Below are 21,628 nucleotides of genomic sequence, written 5' to 3' on the forward strand. Positions count from 1 at the left end.
CACCGCGGGCGAGTATGGCGGGTTGTTCCGAGTCGCGGGAACGGATGCGCAGGATGTATATGGCGTAGGCGTCGATGCCGTGAACGGTGCGCCCCAGCCGACAGACGTCAACGGCAGCAATGTCAGTAATGGCGGCGTCTATACGTTCTCGCACAACCTGAGTACCGGCGTGGTGAGCATCACGCTGAAGACCGCACCTGCCGGCAGTACCGACGCCATCACCCTCTATTCGTACGACGGCCCCGATCTGCCCGGCGGTGGTCCGCCCTACGCACCGGCAAATACGCTCAACACATTCAACGTCAGCTACAACGCGGCCCCGGTCGCGACCAGCTTCACCCACGGTTCGCTGGTCGCCTACAACGATGGCGCCGACCTCCCGTACGGCTTCAACCTGGCTTTCGCGGCAAGCAACTCGCCGACCGGCTACGCGGTGGGCTCGGCGACCACCGCCAACGGCGGTTCCGTCGCCATCAATTCGACCGGCGATATCACGTACACGGCACCGGCCGGCTTCCGTGGCAACGATACTTTCACCTACACGGCGACCAACGCCAGCGGCACCTCGAGCCCGGCGACCGTCACCATGGTCGTCGGAAATCCGGCGCCTTCCTCCAGTGTGAGCGGCTCGGGCGTGCTCGGCACTCCCCTGTCGGGCGTCTCCGTGCAAAGCAGCGGGGGGCGGGCGCCCTACACCTGCGCCACCACGCTGGCGTCCGGTGCGCTGCCGTCCGGCACGCAGCTCAATTCCGACTGCACGCTCACCGGCACGCCTTCGCAGACGGGCACGTTCAACTTCACGGCCCAGGTCACCGACAGCTCCACCGGCACGGGCCCCTACACCTGGGTCAGCGGCAATCTCAGCCTGGTCGTGACGCTGGGCGTGCCCACGGTCACCGCCGGCAACATCAGCATCAGCGGCGCGAGCGGCACGGGCGGTGCGTACAGGATCGGCGACACCGTCACCGCGACCTGGAACAACACGGCCGGCGGCGACAACAACAGCGGCGTCACCGGCGTCACCGTCGATTTCAGCCAGTTCGGCGGTGGCGCCTCCGTGGCCGCGACCAACGGCGGCAACACCTGGTCGGCCACCTACACCCTCACCGCCGGCGCGATCGACGCCACCAGCCGCAACGTCAGCGTGACCGCCACCGGACCCGGCGGCAGCGCCACCACCACCGACACCGCCAACGCCACGGTCGACACCATGGCGCCGGCGGTCACCGACCTGCGGATCAGCATCGGCGGCGCCTCCGGAACCGCCGGCGCCTACAGGATCGGCGACACGGTCATGGCCACCTGGGACAACACGCCCGGCGGCGAGAACAACCTCGACACCATCAGCAGCGTGGTCGTCAATTTCTCCGATTTCGGGGGTGGCCCGGCGGTGCTGGCGACGAACGGGTCCGGCACGTGGACGGCGACCTACACGGTGGTGTCCGGGAGCATCGACGCGACCAACCGCAATGTCTCGGTGACCGTGACCGACAATGCGGGCAATGCGAGGACGACCAGCGACTCGACCAACGCGACCGTCGACAACGACCCGCCCTCGGTGACGAGCATCGTGGCGAGCGGCTCCCCCGCGTCGACCGACACCTCGATGGCGTTCACGGTGGCCTTCGACGAAGCGGTGCAGAACGTTTCCACCGACGACTTCACCCTGGTCGGCAGCGGTGGCGCCACCGGCACCATCGCCAGCGTGTCGGCCTCCAGCGGCAGCTCGATCGACGTCAACATCGCCGGCATCAGCGGCAACGGCACGATCAAGGTCAACCTCAACGGATCGACCAACATCGCCGACGACGCCGGGAACCGCATCCCGTCCTACAGCAGCGGGTCGACCCATACCGTGGCCGTACCGACCGCGCCCGGTGCGCCGACCATCGGCACCGCCACGGCCGGCGAGGGCCAGGCGACGGTGACTTTCACCGCGCCGGGCAGCAACGGCGGTTCGGCGATCACCACCTATACCGCGACCGCCAGTCCTGGCGGTGCGACCGGCACATGCGCGGGTCCGACGGCATGCGTCATCACGGTCGGCGGCCTCACCAACGGCACGGCCTATACGTTCAGCGTGGCTGCGACCAATGCCATCGGCACCGGCAGCGCCTCCGGGGCGTCCAACAGCGTCACCCCCAAGGCCAGCCAGGTCATCACCTTCGCCCAGCCGACGAACTACAACTTCGGGGCGACGCCGAGCCTGGTCGCGACCTCCAGTTCGGGCCTGACGGTCGGCTTCACCTCGTCGACCACGGGTGTGTGCACCATCACCTCCGGCGGCGCGCTGACCTTCGTCGCCGCCGGCACCTGCACCATCGACGCCGACCAGGCTGGCAACGGGGCCACCCATGCGGCGACCACGGTGACCCGCAGCTTCACCGTCAACGCGGTCGCGCCCGGCGCGCCGGCGATCGGCACCGCAACGGCAGGCGACCAGCAGGCCACGGTCTCGTTCACCGCGCCCGCGTCCGGCGGCGGGGCCAGCATCACCGGATACACCGTCACCGCCAATCCGGGCGGCGCAACCGGCACCGGTGCCAGCTCGCCGCTGACCGTCACGGGCCTGACCAACGGCGTCAGCTACACCTTCACCGTCACCGCGACGAACAGCGCGCCCCTCACCGGTGCGGCGTCGGCCGCATCCAATGCGGTGATCCCGAAGGCGCCGCAGACCATCACCTTCGCCAACCCCGGATCGCAGAGTTTCGGCACCAGCCCCGACCTGCGGGTCGTGAACGGCGGCGCGTCCTCCACTTCCGGCAACGATGTGACCTTCACCTCGGCCACCACCGGGGTCTGCACGGTCACGTCCGAGGGTGTGCTGGGCTTCGTGTCCGCCGGCAGCTGCACGATCCACGCCGACCAGGCCGGCGACTTCGCCTACCTGGCGGCGACCCAGGTCAGCCGCACCTTCATGGTCTACGCGGTCGTTCCCGGCGCGCCGGCCATCGGCACCGCCACGGCCGGCGACACCCAGGCCAGCGTGGCGTTCACCGCGCCGGCCAGCACCGGCGGCAGTTCCATCACCGGCTACACCGTCACCGTCAGTCCGGCGGATGTCGCGCCGGTGAACGGCGCCGGCTCGCCGATCGTGGTCACCGGCCTGACCAACGGCCAGGCTTACACGTTCACCGTCGCCGCCGACAATGTCGCCGGCACCGGTCCGTCTTCGTCTTCGTCCAACAGCATCACGCCGAAGGCCACGCAGACCATCACCTTCAACAATCCCGGCGCGCAGAACTTCGGCACCACGCCGACCCTGACCGCGACCTCCGATTCCGGACTGACCCCGAGCTTCACTTCATCCACGACCGGGGTGTGCACCATCACCGCCGGCGGTGCGCTGACCTTCGTCGCCTCGGGGACCTGCACGATCAACGCGGACCAGGCGGGCAACGGCAGCTACCTGTCCGCCACGCAGGTCACCCGGTCGTTCCCGGTCAACGCGGTGGTGCCGGGTGCGCCGACCATCGGCACGGCGGTCTTCGCCGGCGGGGACGAGGTCGACGTTTCGTTCACCGCGCCCGCGTCCAGCGGGGGCTCGGCCATCACCGGCTACACCGTCACCGCCACTCCGGGCGGCCTCACCCAGTCCGGCAGCGCCAGCCCGATCCGCATGGGCGGCCTCAGTCCGGGGGGCTCCTACACGTTCCGGGTCACGGCGACCAACGCCGCCGGCACGGGGTCGCCCTCCGCCGTCTCCAACAGCGTGGCCGTGGTGCCGGTGCTGGTCGCCGCACCGGTGAGCGCCACGGTGGCCTATGGCGCGGTGGCCACGCCCGTGGCACTGGCCATCACCGGTACGCCGGGCAGCGTGGCGGTGCCTTCGCCGCCGTCGCACGGCACCGTGGCGGTGAGCGGCACCACGATCAGCTACACGCCCGCCGCCGGCTATGCCGGCCCGGACAGCTTCACCTATACCGCCAGCGACGCGTACAGCACGTCGACGGCGGCCACGGTGAGCATCACCGTGTCGGCTCCGGCCGTGGCCATCGACACCGCGACCCTGCCGGCGACTACGGCGGGGACCGCCTACGTGCAGGCGCTGTCGGCCAGCGGTGGTGCCGCGCCGTACAGCTACGCGGTCACCTCCGGCGCCTTGCCGGCGGGCATGAGCCTGTCGGCCAGCGGCGAGCTGTCGGGCACGCCGACGGTGGCCGGTGCGTTCACCGTCGGCATCACCATTTCCGACAGCAGCACCGGCACCGGGCCGTTCACGGCGACGCGCGCTTACACCTTGCAGGTCGACGCGCCCGCGATCACGGTGGGTCCGGCGACGCTGCCGGTCGCGACCGGTGCAGCGGCCTACCAGCAGCTGCTGACCGCCAGCGGTGGCGTGGCGCCGTACCAGTTCGCCATCAGCGCCGGCCAGCTGCCGCCGGGCCTGGCGTTGGCCGGCGCCGGCGAACTCGCCGGCACGCCCACGGCTGCCGGCGACTATGCGTTCACGGTGCAGGCCACCGATGCGAACGGCTTCGCCGGCACGCAGGCCTATACGGTGACGGTGGAAGCGGCCGCGCAGGCGATCGTGGATTTCCTCGCCAACCCGGTCGAGCCGGTCTACGCCCCGGGCGGCCGCTTCAGCGTCTCCGCCAGCGGCGGGGCGTCGGGCAATGCCGTGGTGTTCGCCAGCACCACGCCGGCGGTGTGCACGGTGCAGGGCGGCACGGTGACGATGCTCGCCTCGGGCGTGTGTTCGCTCACCGCCGACCAGGCCGGCAACGCCGCATACCAGGCCGCGCCCCAGGTGCGGCTGGACGTGACCATCGGCGCGGCCATGCCGGTCCTGGCCTGGGTCGACGCGCTGGACAAGGTGGTCGGCGACCAGGACTTCGACCTGCCCGATCCGCAGAGCACCAGCACCGGCGCGTTCACCTTCTCCAGTGGCGACCCGGCCGTGGCCACGGTCAGCGGGCGCACCGTGCGCGTGGTCGGTGAAGGGACCGCCGTGCTGGTCGCCACCCAGGCCGCCAGCGGCAGCTACCTGGCCGCTTCGGTGCAGGTGCAGCTGACCGTGTCGGCGCGCCCGGATCCGACCACCGACCGCCAGGTCGCCGGCGGGCTGCAGGCCCAGGTCGACGCGGCGGTGCGCTTCGCCCAGGTGCAGCAGGCCAACATCCGCGACCGCCTGCGCCAGGTCCGCAACGGGTCCAATCCGTCCAGTACCCAGCTGACCCTGGCCTACGCCGGCAGCGAGGGCGCCCCCGGGTTGTCGGTTCCGGCGGGCCAGGGGGCCACCGGCGCGATCCCGGCCCTGCCGCAGGGCTGGGGCGTGTGGCTGGCCGGTACCGCCACGTTCGGCAAGAGCGGCCGCACCGGCAGTTCCGGCGGTGCGTTCGACTTCGACACCGGCGGCATCACCCTTGGTGCCGACCGTGCCGTCGGCGAGCAGGTACTGCTGGGCATGGCCGCCAGCTGGGGCCGGCAGGGCACCGACTTCGACGGCACTCCGTCGAAGGTCGATGCCGACCAGCGTTCGCTGGCGGTCTACGGCCTGTGGCGCGCGGGCGAGCACCTGTTCCTGGATGGCATGCTCGCCACCGGGCGGCTCGACTACGAGCTGGCGCGCTGGAGCGAGGTCGCAGGCGCGACCGCGCACGCGAGTCGCGATGGCGACCAGTGGTTCGGTTCGCTGACCTTCGGCTACGAGCACCGCAGCCAGCGCGGAATGGGCCTGACCGGCTACGGCCGCTATGACGGCCATCGTTCCGAACTGGATGCCTACCGCGAAAGCGGCCTCGGCCAGTACGACCTGGCGTACGGGCGCCAGCGCGTGGACAACAGCGCGCTGGCGGTCGGCCTGGAAGGCGACCATCCGTTCAAGGGCGACCAGGCCAGCTGGCGTCCGTTCTGGACGGTCGAATACCGGCTGGCGCTGGAGAACCAGGGCGATGCGACCATGAACTACGTGCAGCGCCCGCTCGGCAACGACTACACGATGTCGATGCGCAGCTACAACGACGACACCCTGGCGCTGGGCGCGGGCATGGACCTGCAGCTGGACAGCGGCTGGATGTTCTCGCTGCTGCTGGGCCACGAGCAGGGGCGCAACAGCCTGCGCAGCAACAGCATCGGCCTGCAGGTGCGCTACGGCAGCCAGCCGGGTGCCGCGCCGATGTACGTGGATGAGCCCGGCCTGGGCTACGAGGACGGTCCCCGCGGCCGCTGCCGTGGCCAGGAAGGCCGCTGCAACGCGGGTGGCGTGGGCAACTGACCGGCGCCCACCGCGGGCATCACGCAGCGGCCGGGAATCCCGGCCGCCGCCGCGTCAGGCGCTGGCAGGCAGGCCGTAGCGCGACAGCACGCGGCGCATCGAACGCGCATCGCGCACCGTGTCGGCCTGCAGGCCGGCGCGGCGCGCGCCCTGCACGTTGACGAACAGGTCATCGACGAACAGCGTCGCGGCCGCGCGCGCGCCGAGCTGTTCGAGCGCCTGCCGGTAGACCGTGGCCTGCGGCTTGCGGCCGCCCAGCATGCCGCTGCACAGCACCCGGCCGTCGAGCATCGGGAAAAGCCCGGGAACGATGCGCGGGATCGCCCGCGCCATCAGCGGGCCGTTGTTGGTGAGCACCGCCACCGGGAGCTGTTCCGCTACCGCCGCGACCATCGCGAGGATCCGCGGTTCGGCCTGGCAGGCGGCGACGCGCGCGGCGGTCCAGGCATCCTCGTCGATGGGGGCGCCGAGTCCTTCGCTTAGCCGACGCAGGTAGTCGCCGGTGGACAGCGCGCCGCTGTCGTAGGCCGTTTCCAGGCCCGAAGCGAACAGCACCTCCATCACCCGCGCCGGGGCGCAGCCGGCGCCCGCCGCCAGGTGCGCGCAGCGCCGCGCCCGTTCATAGCGCGCGAGCACGCCGTCGAAGTCGAGCAGCAACAGCTCCAGGCGCGGGACGATCATCGTGCGGGAGGCGACCGGCGGCGTGGCATGGCGGCCGGTGCTCGCCAGGCCGTGGCGGGCGGCGGCTGCATCAACCCGCGGCGGCGGCCTTGAACGCGTCGCGCGCCGCGGCGATCGTGGCGGCGACCACCGCCTCGTCGTGCGCGCTGGACAGGAAGCCGGCCTCGTACGCCGACGGCGCCAGGAATACCCCGCGCTCGAGCATGGCGTGGAAGAAGCGGTTGAACGCGCCGATGTCGCAGGCGGTCGCCTGCGCGTAGGTCTCCACCTTCTGGTCGGTGAAGAACAGGCCGAACATCGCGCCGACGCGGGTGGTGGTCACGGCCACGCCGGCCTCGCGCGCGGCCGCCTCCAGGCCCTCGCACAGCGCCGCGGTGGCGGCGGCGAGGCGGTCGTGGAAGCCGGGCGCCTGCACCAGTTCGAGCATCGCCAGGCCGGCGGCCATCGCCACCGGATTGCCGCTCAGCGTGCCGGCCTGGTAGATCGGGCCGGCCGGCGCGATCTGCTGCATGAGCTCGCGGCGGCCGCCGTAGGCACCGACCGGCATGCCGCCGCCGATGATCTTGCCGAACGTGGTCAGGTCCGGGGTGATGCCGTAGTGCGCCTGCGCGCCGCCGAGGGCGACGCGGAAGCCGGTCATCACCTCGTCGAAGATCAGCAGCGCGCCGTGCTTCGTGCACAGCTCGCGCAGGTGCTGCAGGTAGCCTTCGCGCGGCGGGATGCAGTTGGCATTGCCGACCACCGGCTCGATGATCAGCGCGGCGATCTCGCCGCCGATCTCCTCGAACAGCCGGGTCGCGCCTTCGAAGTCGTTGTAGCTGAGCGTCGCGGTCAGCTCGCTCAGTCCCGCCGGCACGCCCGGCGAGGTCGGCACGCCGAGGGTCAGCATGCCGCTGCCGGCCTTGACCAGGAACGAGTCGCCGTGGCCGTGGTAGCAGCCCTCGAACTTGACGATGCGCTGGCGGCCGGTGGCGCCGCGCGCGAGGCGGATCGCCGACAGCGTGGCCTCGGTGCCCGAGTTGACCATGCGCACCATCTCGCACGACGGCACCAGGCGGGTGATCGTTTCGGCCATGGTCACCTCGGCCGCGCAGGGCGCACCGAAGGACAGCCCGTTGCCGATCGCCTGCTCGACCGCCGCGCGCACCGCGGGGTGGTTGTGGCCGACGATCATCGGGCCCCAGGAGCCGACGTAGTCGATGTAGCGGTTGCCGTCGACGTCGAACAGGTAGGGACCGTCGGCGCGCTGCACGAAGAACGGTTCGCCGCCGACCGACTTGAACGCACGCACCGGCGAGTTCACCCCGCCCGGCAGCAGCTGCTGGGCGCGCGAGAAGAGGGCGTGGGAACGGTCATGGTTCATGGGGTGGTCCTGTGCGTACGGCGAAAGGGGAATTGTAGGCGGGCGGCGCGGGCGGGCCCTAGGCGAAGCAGCGCGCATAGGCGCGCACCGCGGCGACCGGGTCCGGCGCGTCGAACACGCCGCCGATCACGGCCACCAGGTCGGCGCCGGCCGCCACCAGCGGCGCGGCGTTGCCGGGGGTGATGCCGCCGATCGCCACGCGCGGCACGCCCAGGCTCGCCGCCTCGCGCAGCAGCCCCGGCGCGGCGCGTCGGGTGGTGGCCTTGCTGGTGGTGGGGAAGAACGCGCCGAAGGCCACGTAGCCGGCGCCGGCGGCGACCGCACGGGTGGCCAGGTCCAGGCGGTCGTAGCACGAGGCGCCGATGATCGCGCCGGTTCCGAGCAATGCCCGCGCGGCGGCGATGTCGCCGTCGTCCTCGCCCAGGTGCGCGCCGGCGGCACCGACCGCCAGCGCCAGGGCGGGGTCGTCGTTGACCAGCAGCGGCACGCCGGCCGCCGCGCACAGCGCCTGCAGCGCCGTGGCCTGCTCCCGGCGCAGGGCCGGGCCGGCGGCCTTGTTGCGGTACTGCAGCCAGGCGACGCCCTCGCCGAGCAGGGGCGCCACCCGCGCAAGCAGGCGTGCGGTGTCGGCGTCGTCGGGGGTGATCAGGTAGAGGCCGCGCGGCGGCCGGCCGTGCCGGGGGTCCATCGGGGTTTCCGCAGCGGCGGCGGCGGTGGGACAATGCGGTCCCGCGCACCTGTGCCGAATCCCCGCATTATCCGATGAGCGACGCCGACGCCACCACCTACCGCAGCTGGATGTGCGTGGTCTGTGGATTCATCTACCACGAGGCCGAGGGCCTGCCCGAGGAGGGCATCGCCCCGGGCACGCGCTGGGAGGACATCCCCGACACCTGGACCTGCCCGGACTGCGGCGTGACCAAGGACGACTTCGAGATGGTCGCGCTGTGACGCCCCGCCGCCCTCAGTGCAGGGCGGTGCGGATGCCGCCGGCGTCGATCAGCCGCTCGCGGATCTGCTCGGCGTCGGTCGCCTCCGGCGCCAGCTCCAGGTAGCGCCCCAGGTCCTGGCGGGCGCCCGGCAGGTAGTCCAGTTCCAGGTAGGCCAGGCCGCGGTCGCGCAGGGCTTCGGGCTGGGCCGGCGTCAGCCGCAGCACCCGGTCGGCACTGCGCGCGGCGCGGTCCCATTCGCCGGTTTCGGCATACAGCCCGTGCAGGTTGCGCAGCACCCGGACCAGGATCGCGCGCGGAGTCGCCGGGCTGAGGATCTGCAGCAGCGTGCTGTCGTCCGGGGCCTGGCCCAGGTGCGGCTTGGCGCGCTCGCGCAGCTCCTCCACCGCCAGCGGGCGGCCGCCGTTGAACGGGTCCATCACCAGCAGGCCGCCGTCCACCGGCAGGCGGACCAGGAAGTGGCCAGGGAAGGACACCCCGTCGAGCGGGATGTCCAGTCGCCGCGCGACCTCCATCTGCACCATCGCCAGCGAGATCGGGTTGCCCAGGCGACGGTCCAGCACCTGGTTGAGGTAGCTGTTGCGCGGGTCGTAGTACTCGTCGTGGTTGCCGGTGTAGCCCAGCTCGTCGAACAGGTGGCGGTTGATCGCCGCCATCTTCAGCGGCTGCAGCTCGATCGCCGCCACTTCGGCGCGCAGGTGCTCGGCGTGGGCCTGGACCAGCGCGTCGTAGGGCGCCGGGTCCAGGTCGGGATATTCGTCGCGGGCGATCAGCAGCGCCGCCGGCAGCAGGGGCAGTGCTTCGTCGTCGAGGGCGACCAGCGTGGTCCAGTCGGGCAGGTGCATGTTCCGGTTCCCCATGTGCCAAGACTGGGGCCGGCGCGCGTGGCGATCAAGTCCCGTCTGCCTTCCGCTATCGGCGGGCGACGGGTCGGGTTGAGTGCGTTCAGCCGCCGGGCGCGGGCGCGATCCCGGGACCGAAACGCAGCTCGGCGCCATCCTCCAGCTTCAGCCGCGCCGCCTCGCCGGCGTTGAGCTCCAGCACGTAGCGCGCCGGGCCGCGGCTGGGATACGGCGGGCAGCGGTCGCCGGCCGAGCACGGCGGCACGTCGCGCTGCTGCGAAACCAGCCGCCGGTCCTGGTCGAAGTAGAGGATGTCCAGCGGGATCCGCGTGTTCTTCATCCAGTACGCCTGCCGTTCCTGGCGGTCGTGGATGAACAGCATGCCGTGGCCGGGGTCGAGCACGTCGCGGAACATGAGCCCGCGCGCCCGTTCGTCGTCGTCGTCCGCGATCTCGACCTTGAACCGTTCACCGCCCAGTTCGACCCACGGCGTGCGCGCGGACGCGCAGGCGCTCAGGAGCAGCAGCAGGGGCAGGGCCAGCAGGCGGGCGGGCAGGGGCATGGGTGCGGTTCCGGGAGCGTGGGCGTCAGAGGACGAGCGGCGGTTCGCCGCCGACGATGACGATGTCGGCGGGGCGGCGGGCGAACAGGCCGACGCTGACCACGCCCGGGATCTGGTTGAGCTCGGTTTCCATCGCCACCGGGTCGGTGATCGACAGGTTGTGCACGTCCAGGATCCAGTTGCCGTTGTCGGTGACCACGCCATCGCGCCACACCGGCTGGCCGCCGGTCAGGGCGAGGATGCGGCGGGCGACCAGGCTGCGCGCCATCGGCACCACCTCCACCGGCAGCGGGAACTTCCCCAGCACCGGCACGCGCTTGGCCGGATCGACGATGCAGACGAAGGTCTCGCTGGCCTCGGCGATGATCTTCTCGCGGGTCAGCGCGGCGCCGCCGCCCTTGATCAGGCGCTTGTGCGGGTCGCATTCGTCGGCGCCGTCCACGTACAGCTTCAGCGGCCCGGCGGCATTGGCGTCCATCACCTCGATGCCCAGCGCCTTCAGCCGCGCGGTGCTCTGCTCGGAGCTGGACACCGCGCCGGCGATGCGGTCGCGGATGCGGCCGAGCGCATCGATGAAGTAGGCCACGGTCGAGCCGGTGCCGACGCCGACGACCATGCCGTCCTCGACGTAATCGATGGCCTTCTCGCCGGCCAGGCGCTTCGCTTCGCTCATGGGATCAGTCTTCGGGGCAAACGGGCGGGGCGGTCATTCCAGCGACAGCAGCAGTTTCCACTGCGCGGCGGTGACCGGGAACACGGACAGGCGGCTGCCGCGGGCGACCAGCGGGAAGGCCTCGCCCAGCTCGTCGGCGTGCTGCTTGATCTCCTCCAGCGGGATGGTGCGCTTGAGCTTGCGCTCGAACGCGACGTCCACCAGGAACCAGCGCGGCTGCTCGCGCGTGGCCTTGGGGTCGTGGTAGTCCGACTTCGGGTCGAACTGGGTCGCATCCGGGTAGGCGGCGCTGGCCACGCGGGCGATGCCGGCGATGCCGGGCACCTTGGCGTTGGAGTGGTAGAACAGCACGCCGTCGCCGACCTTCATGCCATCGCGCATGAAGTTGCGCGCCTGGTAGTTGCGCACGCCGTTCCACGGTTCGGTGCCGACCCGCTGCAGGTCGTCGATGGAGAAGGCGTCCGGTTCGGACTTCATCAGCCAGTAGCGCTTGCGGGCGGTCATGCGGGGTCGCTTCCGGGTTCGCGGCGGGGAAGGAGGGTGGCGGCCTCGGTGCAGATCGCGTCGGGCAGGACGTCCCAGTCGGCCGGTGCCAGCGCGTCGACCTGCTGGACGCCGAATCCGGCGCCGACCAGCCATGGCGGCGCGGCCCGGGCGCGCCGGAACGCGAAGCTGCGATCGTACCAGCCGCCACCCATGCCCAGCCGGTGGCCCTGCGCGTCGAAGCCCACCAGCGGCATCACCGCCAGCGCCAGCGCCCCGGCCGGCAGGGCGGACGCGGGCTCGACGTCGGGTTCGGGGATGCCGAAGCGGTTGGTGACCAGCGGATCGCCGGCGCGCCAGGGCGCGAAGCGCAAGGTGCCGTCCTCGTGCAGGACGGGCAGGCACCACACCAGGCCCGGCGGCAGGCGCAGCTGCAGTACGTGCAGGCCGACCTCGCCGTCCATCGCCCAGTAGCCGGACACGTAGCCTTCGCGCGGCAGGAACGGCAGGGCGAGGATGCGCGCGGCGAGCGCTTCGGCGGCGGCGATGCGCGCCGGCGCCGGCAGTTCGCGGCGGCGTTGGCGCAGCTGGCGGCGCAGCGTGTCGCGGTCCTGGGTCATCGGGCCTGGGCGGGCAAGGGGCCGTGCATCATCGCGGACGCGCGGGCGGCCGCCAAGGCCGGCCGCGTCCGCGGCCGGCCCGGAAAAGACAACGCCTCCCGGGGGAGGCGTTGTCGGATAAGGCATTCTCCACCATGCCGATGCGGCGAAACGACCTTGAACCCGGGGTCCAAGTGGGAATGCTTGGAAGCCATCGGGCTTTCCGCTGCATGGCGGACATGCACACCCGGCGTCGTCGCATCCCCGGTGTCGTTTTTAAGGGACAAGGCGAATGTTTTGCCAGCTGTCGAACACGGCAGAGAACGCAGGTGAAGTATAGCGCGGCGGCGTCGACTGCCTAGCCCGTCCGTCGGTGTCGGCGAAGGCATCGGCAATGCGCAGTTCAGCGACGCAAGAGGCGGCCTATGGCCGCGCGCATTCAGCCGCCGAGCAGGCCGTCCAGGCGGCGGTTCAGCGTGTCGAGCGTCCCCGCCAGCTCGCGCTGCTGCGCATCGCGCTCCTGGCGCAGCTGCTGGACCTCGTGGGCCAGGTTGAGCGCGGCGAGCACCGCGACGCGGTCCAGCGCCACCATGCGGTTGTTGCCGCGGATCTCGCGCATGCGCGCATCCAGCAGGCGCGCGGCGGCGACCAGCCCGTCGCGTTCGTCGGCGTTCACGCCGACGGTGTATTCGCGGTCGAGGATGCGGACGCTGACCGGTTCGGCGTGGCTGCTCACGTGTGCTGCTCCAGCGACTTCAGCCGCGCGATCATCGCTTCCACCCGCGAACGTGCCTGTTCGTTCTTGTTCAGCAGCTGCGCACGTTCGGCGAACAGCTGCTCCTGCTGCTGGCGCAGGCTGCGGTTCTCGTCGGCCAGCCGCTGGCTGCGCTCGACCAGCGCCTCGACCCGCGCGGCCAGTGCACGGAGCTGGGAGAGGGCGTCGGCGGAGGGGTCCATGGCGGCCACGATAGGCAGCGGTCGTGCGGGCGGTCAAGCGGCGCCCCGGCGCGGCGCGGCGCTCAGGCCGGGACGGCGGCCGGCCTCGACAGGAAGGCCAGGCAGGCGTCGCGATCCATCGCCGCGGCGATGTAATGGCCCTGCACCTCGTCGCAGCCGTGGTCGCGCAGGAACTGCAGCTGCCCGGCCGTTTCCACGCCCTCGGCGACCACGGTCAGCTGCAGCGAGTGGCCCATGGCGATGACCGTGCTGGTGATGGCCTCGTCGTCGGGGTCGCGGGTCAGGTCGCCGACGAATTCCTGGTCGATCTTCAGGGTCGTCAGCGGCAGCCGCTTGAGGTACGCCAGCGAGGAGTAGCCGGTGCCGAAATCGTCCACCGCCACGCCGACGCCGAGCACCCGGCAGGCATGCAGCACGCTGGCGCTGCGGCCGACGTTGGCCATGATCGCGCTCTCGGTCAGCTCCAGCTCCAGCTGGCCCGAGGCCACGCCGGTCTCGGCCAGGATCCGCGCCAGGGTCGCGGCCAGGTCGCCGCGCATGAGCTGGACCGGCGAGACGTTCACCGACATGCGCATGCCCTCGATGCCGGCCTCGTGCCACTGGCGCAGCGTGGTGCAGGCCTCCTTCAGCACCCACTCGCCGATCTCCATGATCAGGCCGGTGTCCTCGGCCAGCGGGATGAAGTGGTCCGGGGGGATCGAGCCGAATTCCGGGTTGTTCCAGCGCAGCAGGGCCTCGGCCCCGACCACCCGGCCTTCATGCAGCGAGTAGCGCGGCTGGTAGGCCAGGGTCAGCTCCTGGCGCTCGACCACCCGGCGCAGCAGCCCGGCCAGGGTGGCACGGCGCCGGGTCGCCTCGTCCATGCTCGCCGAGTACACCTCCCACGTGCGGCGGCCGGCCGCCTTGGCCTGGTACATCGCGGTGTCGGCGTGCTTGAGCAGTTCGGTCGGGACCTGCGCATGGTCCGGGAACAGGCTGATGCCGATCGAGGGCGACACGGTGATCTCGTGGTGCTCGTCGAGCACCAGCGGCAGCGAGAAGGACTCGATCACCCGGCGCGCCACGTCCTCGGCTTCGCCCGGGGTGGCCAGCCCCTCCAGCACGACGGTGAACTCGTCGCCGCCGAGCCGGGCCACGGTGTGCTGGGGTCCGACCGCATGCTGCACCCGCTCGGCCGCCGCGCGCAGGACCCGGTCGCCGGTGGCGTGGCCCAGCGAGTCGTTGACGTCCTTGAAGCGGTCCAGGTCCAGGAACAGGACCGCGACGTGGCCGCCCTCGCGCCGCGCCCGCACGATCGCGCGGGCCAGCCGTTCGGACAGCAGGGAGCGGTTGGGCAGGCTGGTCAGGGCGTCGTAGTTGGCGAGGTAGCGCAGCTCCTGCTCGGCCCGCTTCTGTTCGGTGATGTCGCTGAGCACGACGACGTGGAAGTTGACTTCGCCGCCGGCGTCCGGGATGCCGTTGTGCTTGACGTGGCAGAGGATCTCCTCGCCGTCGCGGCGGGTCATCCACACGTTGCCCTGCCAGTGCTGCCGGTTCGGGTCGCGGCTCAGCGAACCGCCCCGGCCCTCGCCGTCGCTGTCGAGCATCGCGAACGGCCGGCCCAGGGCCTCCACGTCGCTGTAGCCGGTGATCTGGCTGAAGGCCGGGTTGACCGCGACGAAGTGCAGCTCGCGGTCCAGCACCGCCACCGCCTCGCTCATGCTGCGCAGCACCTCGCTGGCGATGCGCCGCTCGGCGTCGGCATGGCGGTTGGCGGTGGTGTCGCGGGCGGTGCCGGCCAGGCGGCGCGGCCGCCCGCGGTGGTCGCGCTCGACCGTGCGGCCATGGATGCGGATCCATACCCAGTTGCCGTCGCCGTCCGGGTCCACCCGGTGCTCGGTGGTGAACAGCGGCTCGTGGCCGCGCAGGTGCGCGCGCAGGCGGCGGCGCAGGCTGGCGCGGTCGTGCGGGTGCACCAGCGGCAGCGATGCCTGGCGGGTGGTGACCGCCAGGCCGAGTTCGGAGCCCGATTCGTCGGCGTGCAGCAGGTGCAGTTCGCGGCGGGCCAGGTCGAAGTCCCAGAACTGCTCGCCGGAGCCCCACAGGGCGACGGTCAGGTGTTCCTCGCGGGCCTGCAGCGCGTCGTGCTGCTTGAGGTGGCTGGTACGCCAGCGCCACAACAGGATCAGCACCGCCACCATCAGCCCGCCTGCCAGGGCCAGCAACGCGGCGGTCATGGGCGGCCCATCCGGGCGGGTCCTGTCTGGCGGTATCGCACAGCGACGTCGGACGGCATGGGATGGCGGCGGAATGGGTGATCTTCACGAGTGTAGGCATGGCCGGGGAATGGCGACAAGCCGTACCGCGCGAGGCGCTACACTTCACCGGATCGACCGCAACCCCTCTCCGCAGCGCATGCCCGACCTCCCCGCCCCCGAAGAAGTCGCCGACGCCGGCCGTGAACTGGCCCTCGGTGCCACGGTTCCCGAACTGCATGGCGCGCTCTGCGGCTGGCTCGCCGGTGGCGGCGAGGATACGGTGGCCTGGCCGGCGCGGGTGCTCGCCGACGACGGCGTCCCGGCGCCGGCGCCGGGGAGCGCGCTGGACCGCCTCCGCCGCGGCGTGGTCGCGCAGCTGGGGGACGGGGAGTTCTCCTTCCAGCTGCTGCTCGGCGACGAGGGCATGGCGCTGCGCGACCGCGCGCAGGCGCTGTTCGACTGGTGCCGCAGCTTCCTCGGCGGGTTCGGGCTGGCGGCAGGCGCCAAGCCGCCGCTGTCGGAGGAGGGGGCCGAGGCGCTCCAGGACATCGCCCGCCTGGCCGGCGCCAGCGTCCAGGACATCGACGAGGACGAGGATGAAGACGAGGACGCGCTCTCCGAACTGGAAGAGTTCGTGCGCGTCGCGGTGCTGCTGCTGCACGGGGACTGCGTGCTCGGGCCGCGCCACCGCCGCAGCCTGAACTAGGACCTGTCAACGCTGGTGGAACAGGCCACGCTGCGCCTGGACGCGTGCAGGACCCAGGAAGAACGAGCGAACGTATGCCGACAAGTGACCGGGTGATGATGCGGTACTGCGCGCATTCAAGCGCGGCCCTTCGGGTTGCCGCGTCCGGCCGCCAGCCGGCCGCGCACGGCTTGGACAGGCGGCCCGCCTGCCACGGCGCCGCGCACGACCACCTGGCGGCCGGACACGGCAACGTGGCCTGCACCACCAGCGTCGGCAGGCCCTGATGCTGCGCTCGATCACCGGGATCACCCCGGCCGAGTTCGCGCGCCGCCGCCGCCAGCTGATGCGGATGGCCGGCGAGGACGCGATCCTGGTCCTGCCGGCGGCGCCGGTGCGGGTGCGCAGCCACGACACCCACTACCCGTACCGGCAGGATTCCGACTTCTGGTACCTGTGCGGCTTCCCCGAGCCGGAGGCCGTGCTGGTGCTGGTGCCGGGCCGCCGCCACGGCGAGGCGCTGCTGTTCTGCCGCGAGCGTGATCCCGAGCGCGAGGGCTGGGATGGCGCGCGCGCCGGCCAGGAGGGCGCGGTCGAGGCGTTCGGCATGGACGACGCCTACCCGATCGACGACCTAGACGAGATCCTGCCGGGGCTGCTGGAGGGCCGTTCGCGCGTCTACTACCACTTCGGCCGCGACGCCGAGTTCGACCTCAAGCTGATCGGCTGGGTCAACCGCGTGCGCGCGCAGGTGCGCCATGGCGCGCAGCCGCCGCACGAGTTCCTCGAACTGGGCCACCTGCTGCACGAGCAGCGCCTGTTCAAGTCGCGCGACGAACTGAAGCTGATGCAGAAGGCCGCCGAGATCAGCGTGCGGGCCCACGAGGCGGCGATGCGCGCCGCGCGGCCCGGCATCCACGAGTACGAGCTGCAGGCCGAGGTCGAGCGGGTGTTCCGCGCCGCCGACGCGTGCCCGGCCTACGGCAGCATCGTCGGTGCCGGCGCCAACGGCTGCGTGCTGCATTACGTGGCCAACAACGCCCGCGCCGCCGATGGCGAGCTGGTGCTGGTCGACGCCGGCGCCGAGTACCGGGGCTACGCCGCCGACATCACCCGCACCTTCCCGGTCAACGGCCGCTATTCGAAGGAGCAGCGCGCCCTCCACGACCTGGTCGGCGCGGCGCAGGCGGCGGCGCTGGCCTGCGCGCGGCCGGGCGCGGCCTGGTCGGCGATCCACGAGGCGGCGGTGGAAACGCTCACCGACGGGCTGCTCCGGCTGGGGCTGCTGAAGGGTTCGCTGGCGAAGAACATCGCCGACGGCCACTACAAGCGCTTCTACCGGCACAAGAGCGGCCACTGGCTGGGCCTGGACGTGCACGACGTCGGCGACTATCGGATCGACGGCGAGTCGCGCCTGCTGGAGCCGGGCATGGTCTTCACCATCGAGCCGGGCCTGTACGTCGGCGCCGACGACACATCGGTCCACGCGAAGTGGCGCGGCATCGGCATCCGCACCGAGGACGACGTCCTGATCACCGGCGAAGGCCATCGCGTCCTGACGGCCGGGCTGGCCCGTTCGGCCGACGAGATCGAGGCGTTCATGGCGGGCGCCTAGCCCGTCGCACGCGTCCCGGGTCCGGACTGCCGGCCTTGGACCCGCGCCACGGTCTTCCGTCCTGGCCGCCGCGGTGCCGGGCCCGCGCTTTCCACACCTGAACGCCGGCTGGCGCCACGGGACCGGCCCTTGAAATACCTGCCTAGGCATCTATATCCTGTGCAGCCATGAACAAGACCGATCCCCGCGAAAGCCTCGGCTACCAGGTCGCCGACCTGCACCGCCTGTTCGGCCGCGTGTTCGACCGCCGCGTCGCCCACCTGGAGCTGACCCGCGTGCAATGGCGCGCGCTCAAGCACCTGGGCCACGCCGAGGGCGCCACCCAGGTCGAACTGGCCGACCGGCTCGACGTGGAGCCGATCGCCCTGGGCCGGGTGATCGACCGCCTGCAGAAGGCCGGTTTCGTCGAACGTCGTGCCGATCCGGCCGACCGGCGGGTCTGGCGCCTATACCTGCTGCCGCAGTCGGCGCAGGTGATGGGCCCGGTCGAAGCGGTGGCCCAGGCGCTGCGCAAGGACGCGACGGCAGGCATTTCCGCCGAAGAACTGGCGACCACGCTGTCGGTGCTCGACCGCGTCCGCGAAAACCTCACCCGGATCGACCGCGAAGACCGCGGCGAATCCTCCTCGCAGAGCTGAAACCCCATGACCAGCACGTCCGATTCCGCCGCGCCCGCCGCGGCCCAGGTTCCCGTCCGCAAGCGCCGCGTTCCGGCATGGCTGTGGGTCGCCGGTCCGCTCGCGGTGGCCGGTTTCTTCGGCTGGCAGTGGGTCAACGCCGGGCGCGAGGTCGATACCGACAACGCCTACGTCAAGGCCGAGCGGATCCTGGTCGCGCCGCAGGTGGGCGGCCGCGTGGTCGAGGTGGCGGTGGCCCAGAACCAGCCGGTGAAGAAGGGCGACCTGCTGTTCCGGATCGACGCCCAGCCGCTGGAGATCGCGGTGGCGCAGAACGAGGCGCTGCTCGCGCACATGGCCAATGCCGTGGACGCCAGCCGGGCCAAGGTCACCGGCACCGGCACCTCGATCCAGGCCGCGCGCGAAACCCTGTCGTGGGCCCAGCGCGACCTGCAGCGCCTGCAGCAGCTCGGCGAGCAGCAGCTGGTCTCGCGCAAGATGGTCGACGACGCCCGCCATGCCGTGGCCGAGGCGCGCACCGACCTGGCCGACGCGATCGCCGCGCAGAGCGAAGCCGCCGCGTCGCTCAGCGGCAAGGCCAGCACCCCGACCGAGGAGCTGCCCGACTACCGCGCCGCGCTGGCGATGCTGGCCAAGGCCAAGCTCGACCTGGCGCACGCCGAGGTGCGCGCGCCGGTGGACGGGGTGATCGGCACCCATGACCTGCAGGTGGGCGAGTTCCTCAACGTCGGCCAGACCGCGATGCCGCTGGTGGCCACCGACCCGGTCTGGATCGAGGCCAATTTCAAGGAGACCGAGCTGGCGAAGATGCAGGTCGGCCAGAAGGCGACCATCGAGGTCGACGGCTATCCGGGCGTGAAATGGAAGGCGCACGTGGCCTCCATCGCCCCGGCTTCCGGCGCCGAGTTCAGCGTGCTGCCGGCGCAGAACGCCACCGGCAACTGGGTCAAGATCGTGCAGCGCATCCCGGTGCGGCTGGAGATCGACGGCGCCGACCGCAGCGACGCGCCGCAGCTGCGCGCCGGCATGAGCGCCGAGGTCAGGGTCGACCTGCGCGATGGCGCGGCCCGCAGCGAGGCGACCGCCGCGGTCGCCGCCGGCCAGCACTGACACTCCGCCCGGCGCGGCCGGGCGCGGACGCATTCCGGACACCGACATGATTTCCCGCCTGAACTCCTCCGAGGGCGGCAGCCGCGCGCTGCTGGTCGGCTCGGTGATGCTGGCCACGCTGATGCAGGCGCTGGACACCACCATCGCCAACGTGGCCCTGCCGGACATGCAGGGCTCGCTGTCGGCGACCCAGGACCAGGCGTCGTGGGTGCTGACCAGCTACATCGTGGCCGCGGCCATCCTTACCCCGGTGACAGGCTGGCTGGCCTCGCGGCTCGGTAGGCGGCGCCTGCTGATCATCGCCGTCAGCGGCTTCACCGTCGCCTCGCTGCTGTGCGCGATGGCCGGCGACATCGGCCAGATGGTCCTGTTCCGGATCCTGCAGGGCGTGTTCGGCGCCTCGCTGGTGCCGATCTCGCAATCGCTGCTGCTCGACGCGTTCCCGAAGGAGAAGCACGGCGCGGCGATGGCGATGTGGGGCATGGGGATCATGGTGGGTCCCATCCTGGGCCCGCCGCTGGGTGGCTGGCTGACCGAGTACTACAGCTGGCACTGGGTGTTCCTGATCAACCTGCCGGTCGGCGCGGTCGCGCTGGTCGGGATCATGGCCAGCGTCAAGGCCGAAGTGCCGCGCGCGCGCCCGCTGGACGCCGTCGGCCTCGCCCTGCTGGCACTGGGCATCGGCTCGCTGCAGCTGTTCCTGGACCGCGGCGAGACCATGGACTGGTTCGGCAGCCTGGAAATCCAGGTCGAGGCGGCGATCGCCTTCCTGGCGCTGTACCTCTACGGCCTGTGGTGGTGGAACCGCCGCGACCACGCGCTGCTGGACCTGGGCCTGCTGGGCAACCGCAACTTCGCGGTGGGCTGCGTGCTGATCTTCGTGGTCGGCATCGTCCTGTTCGCCACCCTGGCGCTGATGCCGCCGTACCTGAGCACGCTGATGCACTACCCGGTGCTGACCATCGGCATGGTCCTGGCGCCGCGCGGCATCGGCACGATGTTCACGATGATGCTGGTCGGGCGGATGCTGGGACGGGTCGATGCGCGCATCCCGATCCTGGCCGGCATGGGCCTGATGGTGCTGTCGCTGCACGGCATGTCGCAGTTCGGCACCGAGGCCTCGATCGAGGCGGTGGTCTGGCTGGGCGTGGTCCAGGGCATGGGCCTGGGCCTGGTGTTCGTGCCGATTTCCACGATCGCCTATTCCACGCTGCATGCCTCGCAGCGCACCGAGGCCGCGGGCCTGTTCAGCCTGGTCCGCAACATCGGTTCGTCGGTCGGCATCTCGATGGTGGTGGCGCTGCTGGCGCGCGCCACCCAGACCAACCACGCCGAGATCGCCGCGCGCATCCCCGCCTACGGCGCCGAGCAGGGCCTGCTGCCCTCGATCTGGAATCCGGCGACGGCTTCCGGCGCGGCGCTGCTCAACGGCGAGGTGACGCGCCAGGCGGCCGCGATCGGCTACGCCAACGACTTCTGGCTGATGATGGTGCTGACCCTGTGCTCGATGCCGCTGGTGCTGCTGATGCACAGCGGGCGCCACGACCCCGGCGGCAGCGCGTCGGACGCGGCGGCGGCCGCGCATTGAACACGGGCGGACGGATCCGGGCGATGATCGGCCGATGAACCTCGCAGGCCTCCACCACGTCGCGATCATCGCCTCAGACTACCGGCGTTCGAAGCGCTTCTACGTCGAGGTGCTGGGCCTGGAGGTGGTCGCCGAGGCGTACCGCGCGGCGCGCGACTCCTGGAAGCTCGACCTGCGCCTGGCCGACGGCACGCAGTTGGAGCTGTTCTCGTTCCCCGCGCCGCCGCCGCGGGTGTCGCGCCCGGAGGCCTGCGGCCTGCGCCACCTGGCGTTCCGGGTCGCCGACCTGGACGCCGCGCTGGCCCACCTGCACGCGCATAGCGTGGACAGCGAGCCGGTGCGGGTGGACGAATACACCGGCCGCCGCTTCTCCTTCTTCGCCGATCCGGACGGGCTCCCGCTGGAGCTCTACGAAGCCTGAGCCA

General features: G+C 71.7%; 19 protein-coding genes and 1 other RNA gene. 8 read left to right on the forward strand and 12 right to left on the reverse strand.

All coding sequences use genetic code 11. The features are described 5' to 3' along the window. Nucleotides 1–79 precede the first annotated feature (79 nt). The gene (locus ACA089_RS15140) at nucleotides 80–6,220 is read left to right on the forward strand and encodes an autotransporter domain-containing protein (protein ID WP_372018405.1); all 6,141 of its coding nucleotides are present in this window, start codon (nucleotides 80–82) and stop codon (nucleotides 6,218–6,220) included. Nucleotides 6,221–6,274: 54 nt separating this feature from the next. Here the strand turns inward: ACA089_RS15140 and ACA089_RS15145 are convergent, their stop codons facing one another. The 3 genes from ACA089_RS15145 to thiE all read right to left on the reverse strand — a co-directional run bounded on the left by ACA089_RS15145 (nucleotide 6,275) and on the right by thiE (nucleotide 8,952). Continuing rightward, nucleotides 6,275–6,901 (reverse strand): HAD-IA family hydrolase, encoded by a 627-nt coding sequence (locus ACA089_RS15145; RefSeq protein WP_372018408.1) that lies wholly within the window; start codon nucleotides 6,899–6,901, stop codon nucleotides 6,275–6,277. 70 nt (nucleotides 6,902–6,971) lie between these two features. Next, entirely contained in the window at nucleotides 6,972–8,264 is a 1,293-nt protein-coding gene (hemL, locus tag ACA089_RS15150; protein WP_372018410.1) for a glutamate-1-semialdehyde 2,1-aminomutase, read from the reverse strand. Nucleotides 8,265–8,322: 58 nt separating this feature from the next. Beyond that, nucleotides 8,323–8,952 (reverse strand): thiamine phosphate synthase, encoded by a 630-nt coding sequence (gene thiE / locus ACA089_RS15155; protein WP_372018412.1) that lies wholly within the window; start codon nucleotides 8,950–8,952, stop codon nucleotides 8,323–8,325. Between the two features lie 74 nt (nucleotides 8,953–9,026). Here thiE and ACA089_RS15160 point away from each other — a divergent pair, with 74 nt between their 5' ends. Beyond that, entirely contained in the window at nucleotides 9,027–9,215 is a 189-nt protein-coding gene (locus ACA089_RS15160) for a rubredoxin (protein ID WP_372018415.1), read from the forward strand. A 13-nt stretch (nucleotides 9,216–9,228) separates the two neighbouring features. Here ACA089_RS15160 and ACA089_RS15165 read toward each other — a convergent pair whose 3' ends face one another. The 9 genes from ACA089_RS15165 to ACA089_RS15205 all read right to left on the reverse strand — a co-directional run bounded on the left by ACA089_RS15165 (nucleotide 9,229) and on the right by ACA089_RS15205 (nucleotide 15,546). Next, entirely contained in the window at nucleotides 9,229–10,059 is an 831-nt protein-coding gene (locus ACA089_RS15165) for a SirB1 family protein (protein WP_372018418.1), read from the reverse strand. 100 nt (nucleotides 10,060–10,159) lie between these two features. After that, entirely contained in the window at nucleotides 10,160–10,618 is a 459-nt protein-coding gene (locus tag ACA089_RS15170; protein ID WP_372018420.1) for a DUF192 domain-containing protein, read from the reverse strand. 25 nt (nucleotides 10,619–10,643) lie between these two features. Further along, on the reverse strand, nucleotides 10,644–11,291 hold the full coding sequence (gene rpiA / locus ACA089_RS15175) for a ribose-5-phosphate isomerase RpiA (RefSeq protein WP_372018423.1): 648 nt from the start codon (nucleotides 11,289–11,291) through the stop codon (nucleotides 10,644–10,646). A 33-nt stretch (nucleotides 11,292–11,324) separates the two neighbouring features. Further along, nucleotides 11,325–11,795, reverse strand: a complete 471-nt coding sequence (locus ACA089_RS15180; RefSeq protein ID WP_372018426.1) for an EVE domain-containing protein — start codon at nucleotides 11,793–11,795, stop codon at nucleotides 11,325–11,327. Next, nucleotides 11,792–12,394 (reverse strand): 5-formyltetrahydrofolate cyclo-ligase, encoded by a 603-nt coding sequence (locus ACA089_RS15185; RefSeq protein ID WP_372018429.1) that lies wholly within the window; start codon nucleotides 12,392–12,394, stop codon nucleotides 11,792–11,794. Before ACA089_RS15185 ends, ACA089_RS15180 begins: the two co-directional genes overlap by 4 nt. A gap of 122 nt (nucleotides 12,395–12,516) precedes the next feature. Then, nucleotides 12,517–12,699: non-coding RNA, 6S RNA (gene ssrS, locus ACA089_RS15190), on the reverse strand. Between the two features lie 113 nt (nucleotides 12,700–12,812). After that, nucleotides 12,813–13,109, reverse strand: a complete 297-nt coding sequence (locus ACA089_RS15195; protein ID WP_372018431.1) for a cell division protein ZapA — start codon at nucleotides 13,107–13,109, stop codon at nucleotides 12,813–12,815. Next, nucleotides 13,106–13,330: a TIGR02449 family protein gene (locus tag ACA089_RS15200; protein WP_372018434.1), complete on the reverse strand. Its 225-nt coding sequence runs from the start codon at nucleotides 13,328–13,330 to the stop codon at nucleotides 13,106–13,108. Before ACA089_RS15200 ends, ACA089_RS15195 begins: the two co-directional genes overlap by 4 nt. 62 nt (nucleotides 13,331–13,392) lie before the next feature. Next, the gene (locus ACA089_RS15205) at nucleotides 13,393–15,546 is read right to left on the reverse strand and encodes a putative bifunctional diguanylate cyclase/phosphodiesterase (RefSeq protein WP_372018437.1); all 2,154 of its coding nucleotides are present in this window, start codon (nucleotides 15,544–15,546) and stop codon (nucleotides 13,393–13,395) included. A 178-nt stretch (nucleotides 15,547–15,724) separates the two neighbouring features. Here ACA089_RS15205 and ACA089_RS15210 point away from each other — a divergent pair, with 178 nt between their 5' ends. The 6 genes from ACA089_RS15210 to gloA2 all read left to right on the forward strand — a co-directional run bounded on the left by ACA089_RS15210 (nucleotide 15,725) and on the right by gloA2 (nucleotide 21,624). Next, nucleotides 15,725–16,273, forward strand: coding sequence for a UPF0149 family protein (locus tag ACA089_RS15210; protein WP_372018439.1), 549 nt, complete (start codon nucleotides 15,725–15,727; stop codon nucleotides 16,271–16,273). 268 nt (nucleotides 16,274–16,541) lie between these two features. Beyond that, nucleotides 16,542–17,867 carry an aminopeptidase P N-terminal domain-containing protein gene (locus tag ACA089_RS15215; RefSeq protein ID WP_372018974.1) on the forward strand — a complete coding sequence of 442 codons (1,326 nt, stop codon included), beginning with the start codon at nucleotides 16,542–16,544 and terminating at the stop codon, nucleotides 17,865–17,867. Nucleotides 17,868–18,034: 167 nt separating this feature from the next. Further along, complete coding sequence (locus tag ACA089_RS15220; protein WP_372018442.1) at nucleotides 18,035–18,505, forward strand: MarR family winged helix-turn-helix transcriptional regulator; 471 nt, start codon at nucleotides 18,035–18,037, stop codon at nucleotides 18,503–18,505. A gap of 6 nt (nucleotides 18,506–18,511) precedes the next feature. Further along, entirely contained in the window at nucleotides 18,512–19,615 is a 1,104-nt protein-coding gene (locus tag ACA089_RS15225) for an efflux RND transporter periplasmic adaptor subunit (RefSeq protein ID WP_372018444.1), read from the forward strand. 46 nt (nucleotides 19,616–19,661) lie between these two features. Beyond that, complete coding sequence (locus tag ACA089_RS15230; RefSeq protein ID WP_372018445.1) at nucleotides 19,662–21,203, forward strand: MDR family MFS transporter; 1,542 nt, start codon at nucleotides 19,662–19,664, stop codon at nucleotides 21,201–21,203. A gap of 34 nt (nucleotides 21,204–21,237) precedes the next feature. Continuing rightward, nucleotides 21,238–21,624: an SMU1112c/YaeR family gloxylase I-like metalloprotein gene (gene gloA2 / locus ACA089_RS15235; protein WP_372018447.1), complete on the forward strand. Its 387-nt coding sequence runs from the start codon at nucleotides 21,238–21,240 to the stop codon at nucleotides 21,622–21,624. The last annotated feature ends 4 nt before the right edge of the window (nucleotides 21,625–21,628 follow it).

The organism is Pseudoxanthomonas fibrivorans, assembly GCF_041464125.1.
Taxonomy (GTDB): domain Bacteria; phylum Pseudomonadota; class Gammaproteobacteria; order Xanthomonadales; family Xanthomonadaceae; genus Pseudoxanthomonas.

Excerpts from the sequence above, each read along its gene's own strand:
- ACA089_RS15145 (WP_372018408.1), bottom strand. The coding sequence starts at position 6,901 with ATGATCGTCCCGCGCCTGGAGCTGTTGCTGCTCGACTTCGACGGCGTG.
- hemL (WP_372018410.1), bottom strand. The coding sequence starts at position 8,264 with ATGAACCATGACCGTTCCCACGCCCTCTTCTCGCGCGCCCAGCAGCTG.
- thiE (WP_372018412.1), bottom strand. The coding sequence starts at position 8,952 with ATGGACCCCCGGCACGGCCGGCCGCCGCGCGGCCTCTACCTGATCACC.
- ACA089_RS15160 (WP_372018415.1), top strand. The coding sequence starts at position 9,027 with ATGAGCGACGCCGACGCCACCACCTACCGCAGCTGGATGTGCGTGGTC.
- ACA089_RS15165 (WP_372018418.1), bottom strand. The coding sequence starts at position 10,059 with ATGCACCTGCCCGACTGGACCACGCTGGTCGCCCTCGACGACGAAGCA.
- ACA089_RS15170 (WP_372018420.1), bottom strand. The coding sequence starts at position 10,618 with ATGCCCCTGCCCGCCCGCCTGCTGGCCCTGCCCCTGCTGCTGCTCCTG.
- rpiA (WP_372018423.1), bottom strand. The coding sequence starts at position 11,291 with ATGAGCGAAGCGAAGCGCCTGGCCGGCGAGAAGGCCATCGATTACGTC.
- ACA089_RS15180 (WP_372018426.1), bottom strand. The coding sequence starts at position 11,795 with ATGACCGCCCGCAAGCGCTACTGGCTGATGAAGTCCGAACCGGACGCC.
- ACA089_RS15185 (WP_372018429.1), bottom strand. The coding sequence starts at position 12,394 with ATGACCCAGGACCGCGACACGCTGCGCCGCCAGCTGCGCCAACGCCGC.
- ACA089_RS15200 (WP_372018434.1), bottom strand. The coding sequence starts at position 13,330 with ATGGACCCCTCCGCCGACGCCCTCTCCCAGCTCCGTGCACTGGCCGCG.
- ACA089_RS15205 (WP_372018437.1), bottom strand. The coding sequence starts at position 15,546 with ATGACCGCCGCGTTGCTGGCCCTGGCAGGCGGGCTGATGGTGGCGGTG.
- ACA089_RS15210 (WP_372018439.1), top strand. The coding sequence starts at position 15,725 with ATGCCCGACCTCCCCGCCCCCGAAGAAGTCGCCGACGCCGGCCGTGAA.
- ACA089_RS15220 (WP_372018442.1), top strand. The coding sequence starts at position 18,035 with ATGAACAAGACCGATCCCCGCGAAAGCCTCGGCTACCAGGTCGCCGAC.
- ACA089_RS15225 (WP_372018444.1), top strand. The coding sequence starts at position 18,512 with ATGACCAGCACGTCCGATTCCGCCGCGCCCGCCGCGGCCCAGGTTCCC.
- ACA089_RS15230 (WP_372018445.1), top strand. The coding sequence starts at position 19,662 with ATGATTTCCCGCCTGAACTCCTCCGAGGGCGGCAGCCGCGCGCTGCTG.
- gloA2 (WP_372018447.1), top strand. The coding sequence starts at position 21,238 with ATGAACCTCGCAGGCCTCCACCACGTCGCGATCATCGCCTCAGACTAC.